Here is a 14,951-nt window from a genome sequence, read left to right as displayed (position 1 = left end):
TCCGTCATGCGGCGACGCCGAGCTGGCGCAGCAGCGTCAGGTTGTCTTCGATGTGCCAGTTCTCGGCGATGCGGCCGTGCTCGATGCGATAGATGTCGGTTGCGATGAAGTCGATCGCCTGGCCTTTGCCTTGCGTGCGCCCGAACGTGCCCGTGAAGTGGCCGCGAAAGCGCAGATGCACGACGACGCGATCGCCCGCGACGATCATCTGTTCGATCGCGCACGACAGATCAGGGATTGCTTCACGCATCGTCCGCGACGCGGCGAGCGGGCCGGCGAGGCCAGGCGCGCGGCCGGGCGGCGGCGTGCGGTCGGTGAAATCGTCGGCGAGCGCGGCGCGCGCGAGCGCCGGATCGCCGTTGTGCCAGAACGTGTCGTAGCGGCGCGCGGCGAGAATCTGCGCATCGCGCTGCGCCGGAGGCAGGCTGCCGTCGACGCTCAGGTGCGCGGGTTCGATCAGGCCGGCCGTATCGGCGCGGGCGGCGGGCGCGAGCGCCGCAGCGAGCAGCAGCGCGGCCGCGGCGCACGCCGCGGGGAGCGAGCGTCGGCGAAGGGTGTCGGGCATGAGGATCTCCGTGAGTTCGTTGCGTGGCGCGCGATGCGGGAAGGCGGTCGCGCGGATGTCGTTCGTTTCGTTCGTACGGCGTCGGCATTCATGTTAGTTTTCCGATTTCGATGTAAATACGGGCTTGGAGCGAATGAATTATTCGAAAAATGGAAAGAGTGGACGGAGCCTTCGGCGGGGGCGCCGATGCTGATCGACGATTTGCCGGCGCTGGCGACGTTCGCGCGGATCGTCGCGGCGGGCAGCCTGTCGGGCGCGGCGCGCGAGCTTGATCTGTCCCTGTCGGTCGTCAGCAAGCGGCTCGCGCAACTCGAGGCGCGACTGGGCGTGCGTCTGTTGCAGCGGACGACGCGCCAGCAGACGCTGACCGACGAGGGGGCGCTGTTCCATGCGCAAGTGGTGAGGATCCTCGCGGAGATCGAGCAGGCGGAATCGCTGATGCGCGAGCGGCGCGGCAGCGTGAGCGGCGTGCTGCGGATCACGGCGCCCGGGGAGCTCGGACGGCTGCGGATCGCGCCCATCGTCGCCGCGTTTCGGCGGCAGTATCCGCAGGTGACGGTCCAGATGCAGCTCACCGACGCCGTTGTCGACCTGATCGCGCACGACGTCGACGTCGCGGTGCGCATCGGCATGCTCGCGGATTCGTCGCTGATCGCGCGCGAGCTCGCGCCGAACTATCGCGTGCTGTGCGCGTCGCCCGCGTATCTCGCCGAGCACGGCGCGCCCGAGCGGCCGGCCGACCTGCTCGCGCATCGCTGCATCGTGATGGGCGAGCAGCCGCGCGTCGAATGGCGCTTCGACGGGCCGCAGCCCGTGGCGGTCGAGGTATCGGCCGCGCTCCTGACGAACGACGGCGGCGCGGCCCGCGCGCTCGCGCTCGAAGGCGCGGGCATCGCGCTGAAGTCGATCTGGGACGTGGGGCCGGACATCGCCGCGGGGCGGCTGCGGCGTGTGCTGCCCGAATGCGCGTCGAGCGCCGCGCCGCTGCACGCGGTATATCCGAGCGGGCGGCACCTCGCGCTGCGCGTGCGGACGTTCGTCGACTATCTCGGCGTCGAGCTGCGCCGCGCGTGGTGCTGGGACGAGCGATGAGCGGCTTGCGGCCGGCGCGCGGCCGCAGGGGCGGGCGATCGGGCGAGCGCCGGTCAGACGGCCGTATTCGCGTCCGCCGCCATTTCTCCATGCAGGCGTCCCGCGATCTGCAGCGCGCGCAACAGCACGCCGATGCCGCGCCGCGTGTCGGGATCGTGCAGCAGGCTCCATAGCGCGCGCAGGGACGGCGCATCGCGCTGCCGGCGCGCCTCGGCGCTCGCGACACGCAGCGCGCCGCCCGCCGTCGAGCCCGCCGCGACGACGTCCTCGAACAGCATGCTCAGCTTCTCGACGGCGGCCTGATCGGCGAAGTCGACGAGATCGGCGACGAGCGCGAGCAGGTCGACGAGATTGCCGAGCCGATCGCCGACGAAAAGCGGCTGCAGGCCGGGCGCGATCGCGGCCCAGGCGGCCGGGCCGGGTGCGCCCGGCGCGTCGAGCGTATCGGGGTGCGCATCGTGCGTGGGCGTGGGGGATGACGGCATGGCGACTCCTCGAAGCGGCGGGCGATTCGATTCACGCGAGGCCGCGCGCGACCGCCCAGTAAATGCCGCGATTGAAGCCGCCGCGCAGCAGGCCGCCCAGCTTCGTCGGCGGCGTCGGCTGCACGTCGCGGCGGTAGTCGTACCAGAGCGGCATGCCGGCGTCGAGGCCCATTTGCGCGACCGCCTGCACCTTGCCGTCGTAGCACGCGACCGGATGGCCGAGCCGGATTTGCGCGGCGATGTTCGCGGCGATCACGGGCGCCTGGTTGTGACACGCGCCGCCCGCCTTGCTGACGGGCAGATCGACCGTGTCGCCGATCGCGTAGACGTTCTCGACGCCGCGCACGCGCAGCGTTTCGTGATCGGTCGGCAGCCAGCCCTCGCCGTCGGCCGCCTCGGACACGCCGCTTTCGCGCACCGCGTCGACGGCGCGAATGGGCGGCGTCGCCATCAGGATGTCGAACGGCTGCTCCGCGCCTTCGTCCGAATACGCGATCTTGCGCGCCGGATCGACGCGCGCGAGCGTGAAGCTGCGTTGATAGCGGATGCCGCGCCGCTCGAAAATCGCAGGCAGTGCGTCGCAGGTCGGCTTTTGCAGGAACAGGCAATTGCGCAGCAGTTGCGAGACGCTCGGATACGTGTAGACGATCTCGACCTTGTCGCGCACGCCGCGGCGGCGCAGCAGGTCGTCGAGCATCAGCGTGGTCTCGATCGGCGCGATTCCGCACTGATGCGGCACGTTGTGCGTTTTCGGAAACGTGACGGTGACGAACACGGTGCCGCGCTCGATCGACGCGATCCGTTCGGCGAGCCGCCGTGCGGGTGCGTACTGGTAGAAATGGTCGCCCGCTTCGGCGAGGCCCTCGATGCGCTCGGGCGAGGGCACGCAGCCTGTCGCGATCACGAGATGGTCGTAGCCGTAGCGCTGGCCGCTCTTCGTGCGCACGTGCTGTGTCGCGAAATCGAAATGCGTGGCGCGATCGACGACGAACGCGATCTCGGGGCGCAGCAGCGAGCGCTCGGCGCGCACGAGCTCGTTGCGGAAGTACGCGCCGAACGCGACGTACATGAATGCCGGCTTGTAGTAGTGGTCCGGTGAATCGGACAGCAGCGTGATCCGCACGTCGCCGCGGACGACTTCGTCGAACAGTCTCGACGCGAGCTGGTTGGCGAGCATCGTGCCGCCGAGCCCGCCGCCGACGATCAGAATCTGCGTGGACATCGTTCTACTCCTTCTGCCTGCCTGACCTTGGAGGGCATCGGCGAGCAGCCGGCTGAATCGAGTGAAAAATGGGCGAGCTGGGTATGTGTTTTTGCTGAGCCGAGCGTAGGAAACGAATCAGGCAAAGTCAATTACACGGCGGCGTTGTCGCACGCGCCGCGGATGCGGGCCGCGCCGTTCTCGGGGCGCGGCATCGGCGTGCATGGGGGCAGGCGTGCGGCATATTGCAGCGGTGGCGGCGCGAGCGGAAGGGCGGGCTCGTCGAACACGCGCATCGACGATCGATTGGAGGCGAATCCGGCTTTTCAATAGCGCGATTGCCGAAACGGATCGGCCGCCCGTTTCTGTTTTGACGCAGATCGCGTGGGCCGTTTGGTGATCGCGCGATCATCCGTTCGGCCGACCGGCCGCGCATGGCGAAGCGGTTTACAATCGGCTCATGTGTTCGGCGGCCCGTCGCCACCGGGGCGCCGAGCGTCTGACCATGCCGATCGTTCGTCAGGATGCGCCGATGCCATCGAATCCCGTCACTTCCGTTGTTCCGCGCGAGCGTCGCGTGCAATGCGCGAACCCGCTGGGCCTGCATCATGTCGCGTACACCGAATGGGGCGACCCCGCGAATCCGCGTGTGCTCGTCTGCGTGCACGGCTTGACGCGCTCGGGCCGCGATTTCGACCGTCTCGCCGCCGCGCTGTCCGACGTCTATCGCGTTGTCTGCCCCGATGTGGCCGGGCGCGGCCGGTCGGATTGGCTGCCGGACCCGAAGCTTTACGCCGTGCCGCAATACGTTTCCGACATCGTCACGCTGATCGCGCGTCTTAACGTCGCGCGCGTCGACTGGTTCGGCACGTCGATGGGCGGCCTGATCGGCCTCGCGCTCGGTGGGCTGCCGGGCACGCCGATCGGCAGGATGCTCGTCAACGACATCGGGCCGCACATCGAGCCCGCCGCGCTCGCGCGCATCGGCGAGTACGTCGGGCTGGACAAGCGTTTCGCGACCGAGCAGGAGGGCATCGATTACCTGACGTCGTTGTCGTTGCCGTTCGGCCCGCTCACGCCGGACGAGTGGCGCGCGCTGAACCGGCCGCTCCTCGTGCGTGACGCGGACGGCTCGTGGCGCGCACGCTACGATCCGCGAATTGCCGAGCCGTTCAGGGCGGCCACGCCGGAGGCCAACGCGCAGGGCGAGGCGTGGCTCTGGCATGCGCTCGAGGCATTCGCGGGGGCGTTGCTCGTCGTGCGCGGCGCGCAGTCGGACCTGCTGTCGCGCGAGACGCTCGATGCGATGACGGCGCGCGGGCGAGCGGTAACGAGCGTCGAGATCGCGGGAGCCGGCCACGCGCCCGCGTTCGTGAGCGCAGAGCAAATTGCGATCGCTCGCCAATTTTTCGTCGGAGACGCGCCGTACGCGTCATAATATGCGGTTCGGCGCCGCACGCCCGCCGCATGCGGCGTCGCTCCCCGATCAACCATTCAACCGGGAATTCTCATGGCAGTTACTCGTCACCACGTCGGTCCCCGTCTTTCCGAAATCGCGATTCACAACGGTACCGTCTACCTCGCGGGCCAGATCGCAGAGGACACTGCGCAGGACATCAAGGGCCAGACGCGCGAAGTGCTCGCCCACATCGACCGCCTGCTCGGCGAGGCGAACAGCGACAAGTCGCATCTGCTGTCGGTGCAGATCTTCATCTCCGACATGGCGAACTTCCCGGGCATGAACGAAGTGTGGGATGCATGGGTCGCCCAGGGCGCGACGCCGCCGCGCGCGACCGTCGAGGCGAAGCTCGCGAATCCCGCCTGCCTCGTCGAGGTGGTGGTGGTCGCCGCGCAATGCACCTGAGCCGGCGCACGGCACGTTTTTTCAGGCAACTTGCAGTACCCGACGATGACAGCCGAATCCGCATCCTCCGCCACCGCCGCGGCGCCGTCGCTTGACGACGTGCTCGCGTTCGTGCGCGAGCACGCGGGCGACGCGCGCCTGCCGTCGGGAGAGCTGCTCGCCGATCATGCGACAGGCACGTCGACGATCATGCAGCGGCTGAACGTCGATCCGCCCGCGACGCAGGCGGCGGCGCTTTTCGCTCTCGCGCCGTATCTGAGCGACCCCGAAAAGCAGATTGCCGAGCGCTTCGGTGATGAGGTTGCGCACCTCGTCACCGACGTGCGCAAGCTGCTGCGTCTCGGCACCGTGAGCCTGCGCGCCGCGCAGAGCGTGCCCGTCGACGCGGGTCGCGACGCGCAGGCGGAGCGGCGCGCGCAGATCGAGGCGCTGCGCAAGATGCTGCTCGCGTTCGCGCAGGACATCCGCGTCGTGCTGATCAGGCTCGCATCGCGCCTGCAATCGTTGCGCCACTATGCTGCCGCGAAAATCGAGCCGCCGCCCGACGTCGCGCGCGAGACGCTCGAAATCTACGCGCCGCTCGCGAACCGGCTCGGCATCTGGCAGCTGAAGTGGGAGCTCGAGGATCTTGCATTCCGCTTCGAAGATCCCGTCACCTACAAGCGCATCGCGAAGCTGCTCGACGAGAAGCGCGTCGAGCGCGAGGCGTACGTCGCCGACGCGATCGCGCAACTGCAACGCGAACTCGCGGCCGCGCACATCCAGGCCGAAGTGAGCGGTCGGCCGAAGCACATCTACAGCATCTGGCGCAAGATGCGCGGCAAGGAGCTCGACTTCTCGGAGCTCTACGATGTGCGCGCGTTTCGCGTGATCGTGCCGGACATCAAGGATTGCTATACGGTGCTCGGCATCGTTCATCACCTTTGGCAGCCGGTGCCGAAGGAATTCGACGATTACATCTCGCGGCCGAAGCCGAACGGCTACAAATCGCTGCATACGGTCGTGATCGGCGACGACGGCCGCGCGTTCGAGGTGCAGATCCGCACGCATGAGATGCACCGCTTCGCCGAATACGGCGTCGCCGCGCACTGGCGGTACAAGGAGGCGGGCGCGCGCGGCTACGGCGGCCAGTTCTCGGCCAGCGAGAAGTACGACGAGAAGATCGCGTGGCTGCGCCAGTTGCTTGCGTGGAAGGACGAGATCGCGGACAGCGGCGGCGCGGACGCGAGCGGCCATGAAGCATGGGCGCAACTGCGCGAGACGACGCTCGACGACGATCACATCTACGTGCTGACGCCGCAGGCGCGCGTGATCGCGCTGCCGCAGGGCGCGACGCCGGTCGACTTCGCATACCACCTGCACAGCGAACTCGGTCATCGATGCCGGGGGGCGCGCGTCGACGGTGCGATGGTGCCGCTCAACACGCCGCTCGCGAACGGCCAGACGGTCGAGATCGTCGCGGTGAAGGAGGGCGGCCCGTCGCGCGACTGGCTCAATCCGCAGCTCGGCTATCTGAGCAGCTCGCGCGCGCGCCAGAAGGTGCGCGCGTGGTTCAACGCGGTCGATCAGCAGGAGAACGTCGCGCACGGTCGCGCGCTCGTCGAAAAGACGCTGCAGCGCGAGGGCAAGACGTCGGTGAATCTCGAGCACCTCGCGGCGAAGCTCGGCTTCAAGTCGCCGGACGAGCTGTTTTCGGTCGTCGGCAAGGAAGAGTTCAGCCTGCGCAACGTCGAGCAGGCGCTGTCCGACGCGCCGGCGCCCGAGCCCGAGCCGGAGGCACCCGCGCACTTCGAGAAGCGCGCGAGCGGCGCGAACGTCGCGCACGGCGCGTCGACGGGCGTGCTCGTCGTCGGCGTCGATGCGCTTCTCACGCAGCTCGCCCGCTGCTGCCGTCCGGCGCCGCCCGATCCGATCAGCGGTTTCGTCACGCGCGGCAAGGGCATGTCGATCCACCGCAGCGATTGCGCGACGTTCCGCCGGATGGCCGAGCGCGCGCCCGAGCGCGTGCTGCAGACCACCTGGTCCGCCGACGTGCTGGGCGGGCGGGGCGCGTCCGTCTATCCGGTCGATCTGATGATCGAGGCGAGCGATCGGCAAGGGCTGTTGCGCGATATCTCCGAGGTATTCGCGCGCGAGAAGATGAACGTGATCGGCGTGAAGACGCAAAGCCGCCGGAACGCGGCCTTCATGCAATTCACGGTCGAGGTGTCGAGCGCGTCGCAGGTGCAACGCGCGTGCACGCTGCTCGGCGAGGTTCAGGGGGTCGTTCGGGCGGCCCGCAAGGCGTGAGCGCCCGCCGCCCAATGCCTTGCGGCAACGGCTTGCGCATTTCCCCCCAGCGAAATGCACGAAAACACTTGCCAAGACCAAAAGAGCCCCATATAATTTCAGCTTCTTCAGGCTCGTAGCTCAGTTGGTTAGAGCACCACCTTGACATGGTGGGGGTCGTTGGTTCGAATCCAATCGAGCCTACCAACGACATTCGGCTGAGGCTCGGTTTTCCGGGCTTTGGCGGCAGTAGAAAATTTCTACGCAAAAGGCGAATACGGTTATGACACCGCGAACGTTGACCGAAACCCATTCGGAGCGACGCTAGTCGAGGAACGTTTTCGCCTTGTGATTTTGAAGTATCGGAATGCGGCCCCTCGAGAGCGGGGCCGCATTTTTTTTGTCGCGCGTTTTCGTTGTGGCTTCGCGCGTTGATAGTCTGCCGGTCACTGACGGCATCACGGAGATTGCTATATGGTTTCGATACGCTTGCCTGACGGCTCGATTCGCCAATACGAGCATCCGGTGACGGTCGCCGAAGTGGCGGCGTCGATCGGCCCCGGCCTTGCGAAGGCCGCGCTCGGCGGCAAGCTCGACGGCGAACTCGTCGATACGTCCGCGCTGATCGATCGCGACGCGTCGCTCGCGATCGTCACCGACAAGGACGCCGACGGCCTCGACATCATTCGCCATTCGACCGCCCACTTGCTCGCCTACGCGGTGAAGGAATTGCACCCGGACGCGCAGGTGACGATCGGCCCCGTGATCGACAACGGCTTCTACTACGATTTCTCGTATCACCGCCCGTTTACGCCCGAGGATCTGGAGGCGATCGAAAAGCGCATGCAGGAACTCGCGAAGCGGGATGAGCCCGTCACGCGCCGCGTCGTGTCGCGCGACGAGGCCGTGTCGTACTTCCGCAGCATCGGCGAGAAATACAAGGCTGAGATCATCGAATCGATTCCCGCGAGCGACGAGATCAAGCTGTATTCGCACGGCGGCTTCACCGATCTGTGCCGCGGCCCGCACGTGCCGTCGACGGGCAAGCTGAAGGTCTTCAAGCTGATGAAGGTCGCGGGCGCGTACTGGCGCGGCGATTCGAAGAACGAGCAACTGCAGCGGATCTACGGCACTGCCTGGACGAAGAAGGAGGACCAGGACGCGTACCTGCACATGCTCGAAGAGGCGGAAAAGCGCGATCACCGCAAGCTCGGCAAGCAACTCGACCTGTTCCACATTCAGGAAGAGGCCCCCGGCATGGTGTTCTGGCATCCGAAGGGCTGGACGCTGTGGCAGCGAGTCGAGCAGTACATGCGCCGTCGCCTCGACGCAGCCGGCTATCTCGAGATCAAGACGCCGATGATCATGGATCGTTCGCTGTGGGAGGCGTCCGGCCACTGGCAGAACTATCGCGAGAACATGTTCACGACGGAATCGGAGAAGCGCGACTACGCGATCAAGCCGATGAACTGTCCGGGCCACGTGCAGGTGTTCAAGCACGGGCTGCGCTCGTATCGCGATCTGCCGCTGCGGTACGCCGAGTTCGGCTCGTGCCACCGCAACGAGGCGTCGGGCGCGCTGCACGGGTTGATGCGCGTGCGCGGCTTCGTGCAGGACGATGCGCACATCTTCTGTACCGAAGACCAGATCAACTCCGAGGCGATCGCGTTCAACAAGCTCGCGATGAGCGTCTACGAGGATTTCGGCTTCGATCGGATCGACATCAAGCTGTCGCTGCGTCCCGAGCAGCGGATGGGCTCGGACGAGACGTGGGATCACGCGGAAGAGGGCCTGCGCAACGCGCTGAAGGCATGCGGCCTCGAATGGGAGGAACTGCCGGGCGAGGGCGCGTTCTATGGCCCGAAGATCGAGTACCACATCAAGGACGCGCTCGGCCGCTCGTGGCAATGCGGCACGCTTCAGCTCGACATGATGCTGCCTGAGCGGCTCGGTGCCGAGTACGTGGCCGAGGACAACAGCCGCCGCCGGCCGGTGATGCTTCACCGGGCGATCGTCGGCTCGATGGAGCGTTTCCTCGGGATTCTGATCGAGCACCATGCTGGTGCAATGCCGGCCTGGCTCGCGCCCTTCCACGCGGTTGTGCTGAATATCGCCGAAAGTCAGGCGGAATATGCTCAGACTGTTGTTCAATCGTTGCAAAAACAAGGGCTTAGAGTGTCGGCCGATTTGCGCAACGAGAAAATTAGCTATAAAATACGCGAGCACACGCTCGAAAAAGTTCCCTACCTGCTCGTCGTAGGCGATAAAGAGCGTGAAGCACAAACGGTAGCCGTGCGTGCCCGTGGCGGCGTCGATCTGGGTGTCATGCCCGTCGAGGCCTTCGTTGAGCGTCTGCGTGAGGACATCCAGGCGTTCAAGTAACCGCCCTGGCAGCGCGGCTCGTTTTTTTAATTTTTAGAGGAAACGTAACATCGCTACTGATAAGTCGTCGCATCGCATCAACGGTGAAATCACCGCACCGGAAGTGCGTCTGGTCGGGGTCGATGGCGAGCCCATCGGCATCGTGAAACTCGCCGAGGCTTTCCGTAAATCGGAAGAGCTGGATGTTGACCTGGTGGAGATTGCGCCGCAGGCGGCTCCGCCGGTTTGCCGTCTGATGGATTACGGCAAGTTCAAGTACCAGGAAGCCAAGAAGCAGCACGAGGCGAAGCTCAAGCAAAAGGTCATCCAGGTCAAGGAAGTGAAATTCCGCCCGGGGACCGATGACGGCGATTACAACGTCAAGCTGCGCAATCTGGTGCGCTTCCTCGAGGAAGGCGACAAGACGAAGATCACGTTGCGTTTCCGCGGCCGTGAAATGGCTCACCAGGAAATCGGCATGCGCATGCTCGAGCGTCTGCGCGGCGATCTCGACGAGGTCGGCCAGGTCGAGCAGATGCCGAAGATGGAAGGGCGCCAGATGATCATGGTGCTCTCGCCGAAGAAAAAGAAGTAACGAGCGTGCCGCGCGAGCGCGGCGGTTCGATGTAGTGGTTCGGCGCGTCGTCCGGTCAGGGCGGCGCGCCCGAAACGACGGCGGTCGCGCGAGCGCACGCGCCGTACACAAGTGGACTGGGTTCCGAAGGGCGGGTTGAGGGCGCAAGCCAACCGCACACCCACCTCCATCAAATAAACTGGAGTTGTTCGTCATGCCTAAGATGAAGACCAAGAAGAGCGCTGCGAAGCGCTTCGTGGTGCGTCCGGGCGGTACCGTCAAGCGCGGTCAAGCCTTCAAGCGTCACATCCTGACCAAGAAAACCACGAAGAACAAGCGTCACCTGCGCGGCGCCACGGCAGTTCATGATTCCGATCTGAACTCCGTCCGCGCGATGCTCCCGTTCGCGTAACCCCTCAACCGATACTCACAGGAGAGAAACATGCCTCGAGTCAAACGTGGGGTAACCGCACGGGCCCGTCACAAGAAGATCATCAACCTGGCCAAGGGTTATCGCGGCCGTCGCAATAACGTCTACCGCATCGCCAAGCAGGCGGTGATGCGTGCTGGTCAGTATGCGTACCGCGACCGCCGCAACAAGAAGCGTGTGTTCCGCGCACTGTGGATCACGCGTATCAATGCGGCCGTGCGTCAGCACGACATGACCTACAGCGTGTTCATCAACGGCCTGAAGAAGGCGTCGATCGAACTCGACCGCAAGGTGCTGGCCGACATGGCGGTGTTCGACAAGGCAGCCTTTGCCGCGATCGTGAAGCAGGTGAAGGCCGCCGTTGCAGCCTAATTGCGAAATTAGCACTGCGTGGTGAGCTGCAGCGATGTTCCGGTAGTCGCGGCCGCTGCAGCGAAAACGGGGCTCTTCCGAGCCCCTTTTTTGTTGGGTCGGGCGTTTCGCTCGACGAGCACAACTGACGTTGGAAGTGATGGGATCAATGGATCTGGACCAGATTGTCGCCGACGCGCAGCAGTCGTTCGAAGGGGCTGCGGATATCACCACGCTCGAGAACGAGAAGGCGCGGTTTCTCGGTAAGTCGGGCGCGCTGACCGAGCTGCTGAAGGGCCTCGGCAAGCTCGATCCCGAAGCGCGCAAGACGGAAGGCGCGCGCATCAATGTCGCGAAGCAGCAGGTCGAAGCCGCGCTCAACGCGCGCCGCCAGGCGCTCGCCGACGCGCTCCTGAACCAGCGGCTCGCCGCCGAGGCGATCGACGTCACGCTGCCCGGCCGCGGCGCGGGGGCGGGGAGCCTCCATCCGGTGATGCGCACGTGGGAGCGCGTCGAACAGATTTTCCGCTCGATCGGTTTCGACGTGGCCGACGGCCCCGAGATCGAAACCGACTGGTACAACTTCACCGCATTGAACAGCCCGGAGAACCATCCGGCGCGCTCGATGCAGGACACGTTCTACGTCGACGGCAAGGACGCGGACGGTCGTCGGCTGTTGCTGCGCACGCATACGAGCCCGATGCAGGTCCGCTACGCGCGGATGAACCGGCCGCCTATCAAGGTGATCGCGCCCGGACGCACGTACCGCGTCGACAGCGACGCGACGCACTCCCCGATGTTCAATCAGGTCGAAGGCCTGTGGATCGACGAGAACGTCAGCTTCGCGGATCTGAAGGGCGTCTATACCGATTTTCTGAAGAAATTCTTCGAGCGCGACGACATCCTCGTGCGCTTTCGTCCGTCGTATTTCCCGTTCACCGAGCCGTCGGCCGAGATCGACATGATGTTCGAGCATGGCAAGAACGCCGGCAAGTGGCTCGAGATTTCCGGCTCCGGCCAGGTGCACCCGACGGTGATCCGCAACATGGGGCTCGATCCCGAGCGCTACATCGGCTTCGCGTTCGGCAGCGGCCTCGAGCGGCTGACGATGCTGCGCTACGGCGTGCAGGATCTGCGCCTGTTCTTCGAGAACGACCTGCGCTTCCTGCGGCAGTTCGCGTAACGGCGCGACCGTCCCGCTCCGCGCCCGGCCGGCCCGTCGAGGCGGCGCGCCGGGCCTCGATCTAACCTGTTTCGAACGTGGATATCCATGCAATTCCCTGAATCCTGGTTGAGAACCTTTGTCGATCCGCAGTTGACGACGGACGAGCTGTCGCACGCGCTGACGATGGCGGGGCTCGAGGTCGAATCGCTGCGCCCGGCCGCGCCGCCGACCGAGAAGATCGTCGTCGGCCGCGTGCTCGAGGTGGTCAAGCATCCGGATGCCGACAAGCTCAACGTCTGCCAGGTCGACGCCGGCACCGGCGCGACGCTGCAGATCGTCTGCGGCGCGCCGAATGTCGCGCCGGGCATCAAGGTGCCGGTCGCGCTCGTCGGCGCGAAGCTGCCGCCCGCCGAGGAAGGCGGCGCGCCGTTCGCGATCAAGCTGTCGAAGCTGCGCGGCGTCGAGAGCCAGGGGATGCTCTGCTCGGCGCGCGAGCTGAAGCTGTCCGAAGATCACGGCGGACTCATGATCCTGCCCGAGGACACGCCCGTCGGCCAGGACATCCGTGACGCGCTGAATCTCGACGACACCGTCTTCGAAATCAAGCTGACGCCGAACAAGGCGGACTGTCTGTCCGTGTTCGGCATCGCGCGGGAGACGGCCGCGATCACGGGTGCGCCGCTCGCCGCGCCCGACATTCGTCCGGTGCGCGCCGAGCTGACCGAGACGCTGCCCGTGAAGATTTCCGCGCCCGATCTGTGCGGGCGCTTTTCCGGCCGCGTGATCCGCGGTGTGAACGCGCGCGCGAAGACGCCGCGCTGGATGGTCGAGCGCCTCGAGCGCGCGGGCCAGCGCAGCGTATCGGCGCTCGTCGACATCTCGAACTACGTGATGTTCGAGCTGGGCCGCCCGTCGCACGTGTTCGATCTGGACAAGATCCACGGCGGCATCGACGTGCGCTGGGGCAAGCGCGGCGAGTCGTTGAAACTGCTGAACGGCAACACCGTCGAGCTCGACGAGACGGTCGGCGTGATTTCCGACGACGCCCAAGTCGAAAGCCTCGCGGGCATCATGGGCGGCGACAGCACGGCCGTGACGCTCGACACGACGAACATCTATCTCGAAGCGGCGTTCTGGTGGCCGGACAGCATCCGCGGCCGTGCGCGCAAGTACAACTTCTCGACCGACGCGGCGCATCGCTTCGAGCGCGGCGTCGATTATTCGACGACCGTCGAGCACGTCGAGCGGATCACGCAGTTGATCCTCGACATCTGCGGCGGCCAGGCGGGCCCCGTCGACGACCAGATCGTGAACCTGCCGCAGCGCGCGCCGGTTTCGATGCGTGCGTCGCGCGCGAACCGGATCATCGGCGTCGAGATCGACAAGGACGAAATCGCGCAGATCTTCACGCGTCTTGGCCTCGCGTTCGAACGCGACGGCGACGTGTTCCGCGTGACGCCGCCGCCGCACCGCTTCGATATCGAGATCGAAGAGGATCTGATCGAGGAAGTCGCGCGGATTTACGGCTTCGAGAAGATTCCCGCGCGTCCGCCCGTCGCGCGAAGCGAGATGCGCGCGACCGACGAGACGCGCCGCTCGGTCCACGCGATCCGTCACGCGCTTGCCGCGCGCGACTATGCGGAAACGGTCAACTTCAGCTTCGTCGATGCCGAATGGGAGCGCGATTTCGCCGGCAACGACAACCCGGTGCGCCTGCTGAACCCGATCGCGAGCCAGCTGTCGGTGATGCGCACGACGCTGTTCGGCAGCCTCGTCGGCGTGCTGCGCCACAACCTGAACCGCCGCGCCGAGCGCGTGCGCGTGTTCGAAGCGGGGCGCGTGTTCATCGCCGATCCGGCGGTGAAGGCGGGCGAGCTCGCGGTCGAAGGTTATGCGCAGCCGAAGCGCATCGGCGCGCTTGCGTACGGGCCGGTCGTCGACGAGCAATGGGGCGCGACGACGCGCCAGGTCGATTACTTCGATGTGAAGGGCGATCTCGAGGCGCTGCTTGCGCCCGTCGTCGCGCGCTTCGTGAAGGCCGAGCACTCGGCGCTGCATCCGGGGCGCGGCGCGCGGATCGAGGTCGACGGCCGCGCGGTCGGCTGGATTGGCGAACTGCATCCGCGCCTGATGCAGAAGTACGAGCTGCCGCACGCGCCCGTGATGTTCGAGATCGACGCGGATGCGCTTGTCGCGCGCGCGCTGCCGGCGCCGTCGGAGGTGTCGAAGTTCCCGCCGGTGCGTCGCGACATCGCGGTCGTCGTCGATCAGAAGGTCGAAGTGCAGGCACTTTTCGACGAGATGAAGAAGGCGCTTGCCGAGGACGCGTGCAAATTCGTCCAGAAAGTTGCGCTCTTCGATGAATTTCGTGCAAAATCAAATACTTCCAGTGGGATGTCAGCCCACGAGAAAAGCCTTGCGTTCCGCGTCACGCTCCAGGATGCGGCCGGAACCCTGCAGGACGAGACGGTCGATCAGGCGATTCAGACCCTCGTGGACCGCATGGCTCGAGTCTATGGCGCGCGTTTGCGCGGATAGGGCGCAAAAGCGGCGGAAGTCGCCGCTTTTGTCAGTGTTTTTGTCCAAGTTTGACGC

General features: G+C 65.9%; 13 protein-coding genes, 1 tRNA gene and 1 pseudogene. 11 read left to right on the top strand and 4 right to left on the bottom strand.

Translation table 11 applies throughout. The features are described 5' to 3' along the window. Nucleotides 1-4: 4 nt before the first annotated feature. The gene (locus BTH_RS25465) at nt 5-565 is read right to left on the bottom strand and encodes an ester cyclase (RefSeq protein ID WP_009891586.1); all 561 of its coding nucleotides are present in this window, start codon (nt 563-565) and stop codon (nt 5-7) included. A gap of 186 nt (nt 566-751) precedes the next feature. Between BTH_RS25465 and BTH_RS25460 the strand changes: the two genes are divergently transcribed. Beyond that, nucleotides 752-1,657 carry a LysR family transcriptional regulator gene (locus tag BTH_RS25460; protein WP_009891584.1) on the top strand — a complete coding sequence of 302 codons (906 nt, stop codon included), beginning with the start codon at nt 752-754 and terminating at the stop codon, nt 1,655-1,657. A 53-nt stretch (nt 1,658-1,710) separates the two neighbouring features. Here the strand turns inward: BTH_RS25460 and BTH_RS25455 are convergent, their stop codons facing one another. The 3 genes from BTH_RS25455 to BTH_RS35335 form a co-directional block, all read right to left on the bottom strand. Continuing rightward, nucleotides 1,711-2,142 carry a DUF1641 domain-containing protein gene (locus tag BTH_RS25455; RefSeq protein WP_009891582.1) on the bottom strand — a complete coding sequence of 144 codons (432 nt, stop codon included), beginning with the start codon at nt 2,140-2,142 and terminating at the stop codon, nt 1,711-1,713. A 31-nt stretch (nt 2,143-2,173) separates the two neighbouring features. Next, on the bottom strand, nt 2,174-3,364 hold the full coding sequence (locus BTH_RS25450; protein WP_009891580.1) for an NAD(P)/FAD-dependent oxidoreductase: 1,191 nt from the start codon (nt 3,362-3,364) through the stop codon (nt 2,174-2,176). A 131-nt stretch (nt 3,365-3,495) separates the two neighbouring features. Continuing rightward, the gene (locus BTH_RS35335; protein WP_009891579.1) at nt 3,496-3,639 is read right to left on the bottom strand and encodes a hypothetical protein; all 144 of its coding nucleotides are present in this window, start codon (nt 3,637-3,639) and stop codon (nt 3,496-3,498) included. Between the two features lie 88 nt (nt 3,640-3,727). On the opposite strand from BTH_RS35335, the pseudogene BTH_RS25445 reads away from it, so the two are divergent. The 10 genes and pseudogenes from BTH_RS25445 (at nt 3,728) to pheT (ending at nt 14,894) form a co-directional block, all read left to right on the top strand. Beyond that, nucleotides 3,728-4,781: pseudogene (locus tag BTH_RS25445) on the top strand (alpha/beta fold hydrolase). Nucleotides 4,782-4,853: 72 nt separating this feature from the next. Next, nucleotides 4,854-5,207 (top strand): RidA family protein, encoded by a 354-nt coding sequence (locus tag BTH_RS25440; RefSeq protein WP_009891575.1) that lies wholly within the window; start codon nt 4,854-4,856, stop codon nt 5,205-5,207. Nucleotides 5,208-5,252: 45 nt separating this feature from the next. Then, entirely contained in the window at nt 5,253-7,496 is a 2,244-nt protein-coding gene (locus tag BTH_RS25435) for a RelA/SpoT family protein (protein ID WP_009891574.1), read from the top strand. Between the two features lie 109 nt (nt 7,497-7,605). Beyond that, nucleotides 7,606-7,682, top strand: a tRNA-Val gene (locus BTH_RS25430). A gap of 267 nt (nt 7,683-7,949) precedes the next feature. Then, nucleotides 7,950-9,857, top strand: a complete 1,908-nt coding sequence (gene thrS / locus BTH_RS25425) for a threonine--tRNA ligase (protein ID WP_009909663.1) — start codon at nt 7,950-7,952, stop codon at nt 9,855-9,857. A 49-nt stretch (nt 9,858-9,906) separates the two neighbouring features. Continuing rightward, complete coding sequence (gene infC, locus BTH_RS25420; RefSeq protein ID WP_071810680.1) at nt 9,907-10,431, top strand: translation initiation factor IF-3; 525 nt, start codon at nt 9,907-9,909, stop codon at nt 10,429-10,431. A 193-nt stretch (nt 10,432-10,624) separates the two neighbouring features. Continuing rightward, complete coding sequence (gene rpmI, locus BTH_RS25415; RefSeq protein ID WP_004191477.1) at nt 10,625-10,822, top strand: 50S ribosomal protein L35; 198 nt, start codon at nt 10,625-10,627, stop codon at nt 10,820-10,822. Between the two features lie 30 nt (nt 10,823-10,852). Then, entirely contained in the window at nt 10,853-11,212 is a 360-nt protein-coding gene (gene rplT / locus BTH_RS25410; RefSeq protein WP_004192938.1) for a 50S ribosomal protein L20, read from the top strand. A gap of 148 nt (nt 11,213-11,360) precedes the next feature. Continuing rightward, complete coding sequence (gene pheS / locus BTH_RS25405) at nt 11,361-12,374, top strand: phenylalanine--tRNA ligase subunit alpha (RefSeq protein ID WP_009891560.1); 1,014 nt, start codon at nt 11,361-11,363, stop codon at nt 12,372-12,374. An 87-nt stretch (nt 12,375-12,461) separates the two neighbouring features. After that, nucleotides 12,462-14,894 carry a phenylalanine--tRNA ligase subunit beta gene (gene pheT / locus BTH_RS25400; protein WP_009891558.1) on the top strand — a complete coding sequence of 811 codons (2,433 nt, stop codon included), beginning with the start codon at nt 12,462-12,464 and terminating at the stop codon, nt 14,892-14,894. Nucleotides 14,895-14,951 lie beyond the last annotated feature (57 nt).

This window comes from Burkholderia thailandensis E264, from assembly GCF_000012365.1.
Lineage (GTDB): Bacteria > Pseudomonadota > Gammaproteobacteria > Burkholderiales > Burkholderiaceae > Burkholderia > Burkholderia thailandensis.
The sequence above is the reverse complement of the archived record's forward strand: the minus strand, read 5'-3'. Positions and strand labels throughout refer to the sequence as shown.

Coding starts and splice junctions, on each gene's coding strand:
- BTH_RS25465 (WP_009891586.1), bottom strand. CDS start 565: ATGCCCGACACCCTTCGCCGACGCTCGCTCCCCGCGGCGTGCGCCGCG.
- BTH_RS25460 (WP_009891584.1), top strand. CDS start 752: ATGCTGATCGACGATTTGCCGGCGCTGGCGACGTTCGCGCGGATCGTC.
- BTH_RS25455 (WP_009891582.1), bottom strand. CDS start 2,142: ATGCCGTCATCCCCCACGCCCACGCACGATGCGCACCCCGATACGCTC.
- BTH_RS25450 (WP_009891580.1), bottom strand. CDS start 3,364: ATGTCCACGCAGATTCTGATCGTCGGCGGCGGGCTCGGCGGCACGATG.
- BTH_RS35335 (WP_009891579.1), bottom strand. CDS start 3,639: ATGCGCGTGTTCGACGAGCCCGCCCTTCCGCTCGCGCCGCCACCGCTG.
- BTH_RS25440 (WP_009891575.1), top strand. CDS start 4,854: ATGGCAGTTACTCGTCACCACGTCGGTCCCCGTCTTTCCGAAATCGCG.
- BTH_RS25435 (WP_009891574.1), top strand. CDS start 5,253: ATGACAGCCGAATCCGCATCCTCCGCCACCGCCGCGGCGCCGTCGCTT.
- thrS (WP_009909663.1), top strand. CDS start 7,950: ATGGTTTCGATACGCTTGCCTGACGGCTCGATTCGCCAATACGAGCAT.
- rpmI (WP_004191477.1), top strand. CDS start 10,625: ATGCCTAAGATGAAGACCAAGAAGAGCGCTGCGAAGCGCTTCGTGGTG.
- rplT (WP_004192938.1), top strand. CDS start 10,853: ATGCCTCGAGTCAAACGTGGGGTAACCGCACGGGCCCGTCACAAGAAG.
- pheS (WP_009891560.1), top strand. CDS start 11,361: ATGGATCTGGACCAGATTGTCGCCGACGCGCAGCAGTCGTTCGAAGGG.
- pheT (WP_009891558.1), top strand. CDS start 12,462: ATGCAATTCCCTGAATCCTGGTTGAGAACCTTTGTCGATCCGCAGTTG.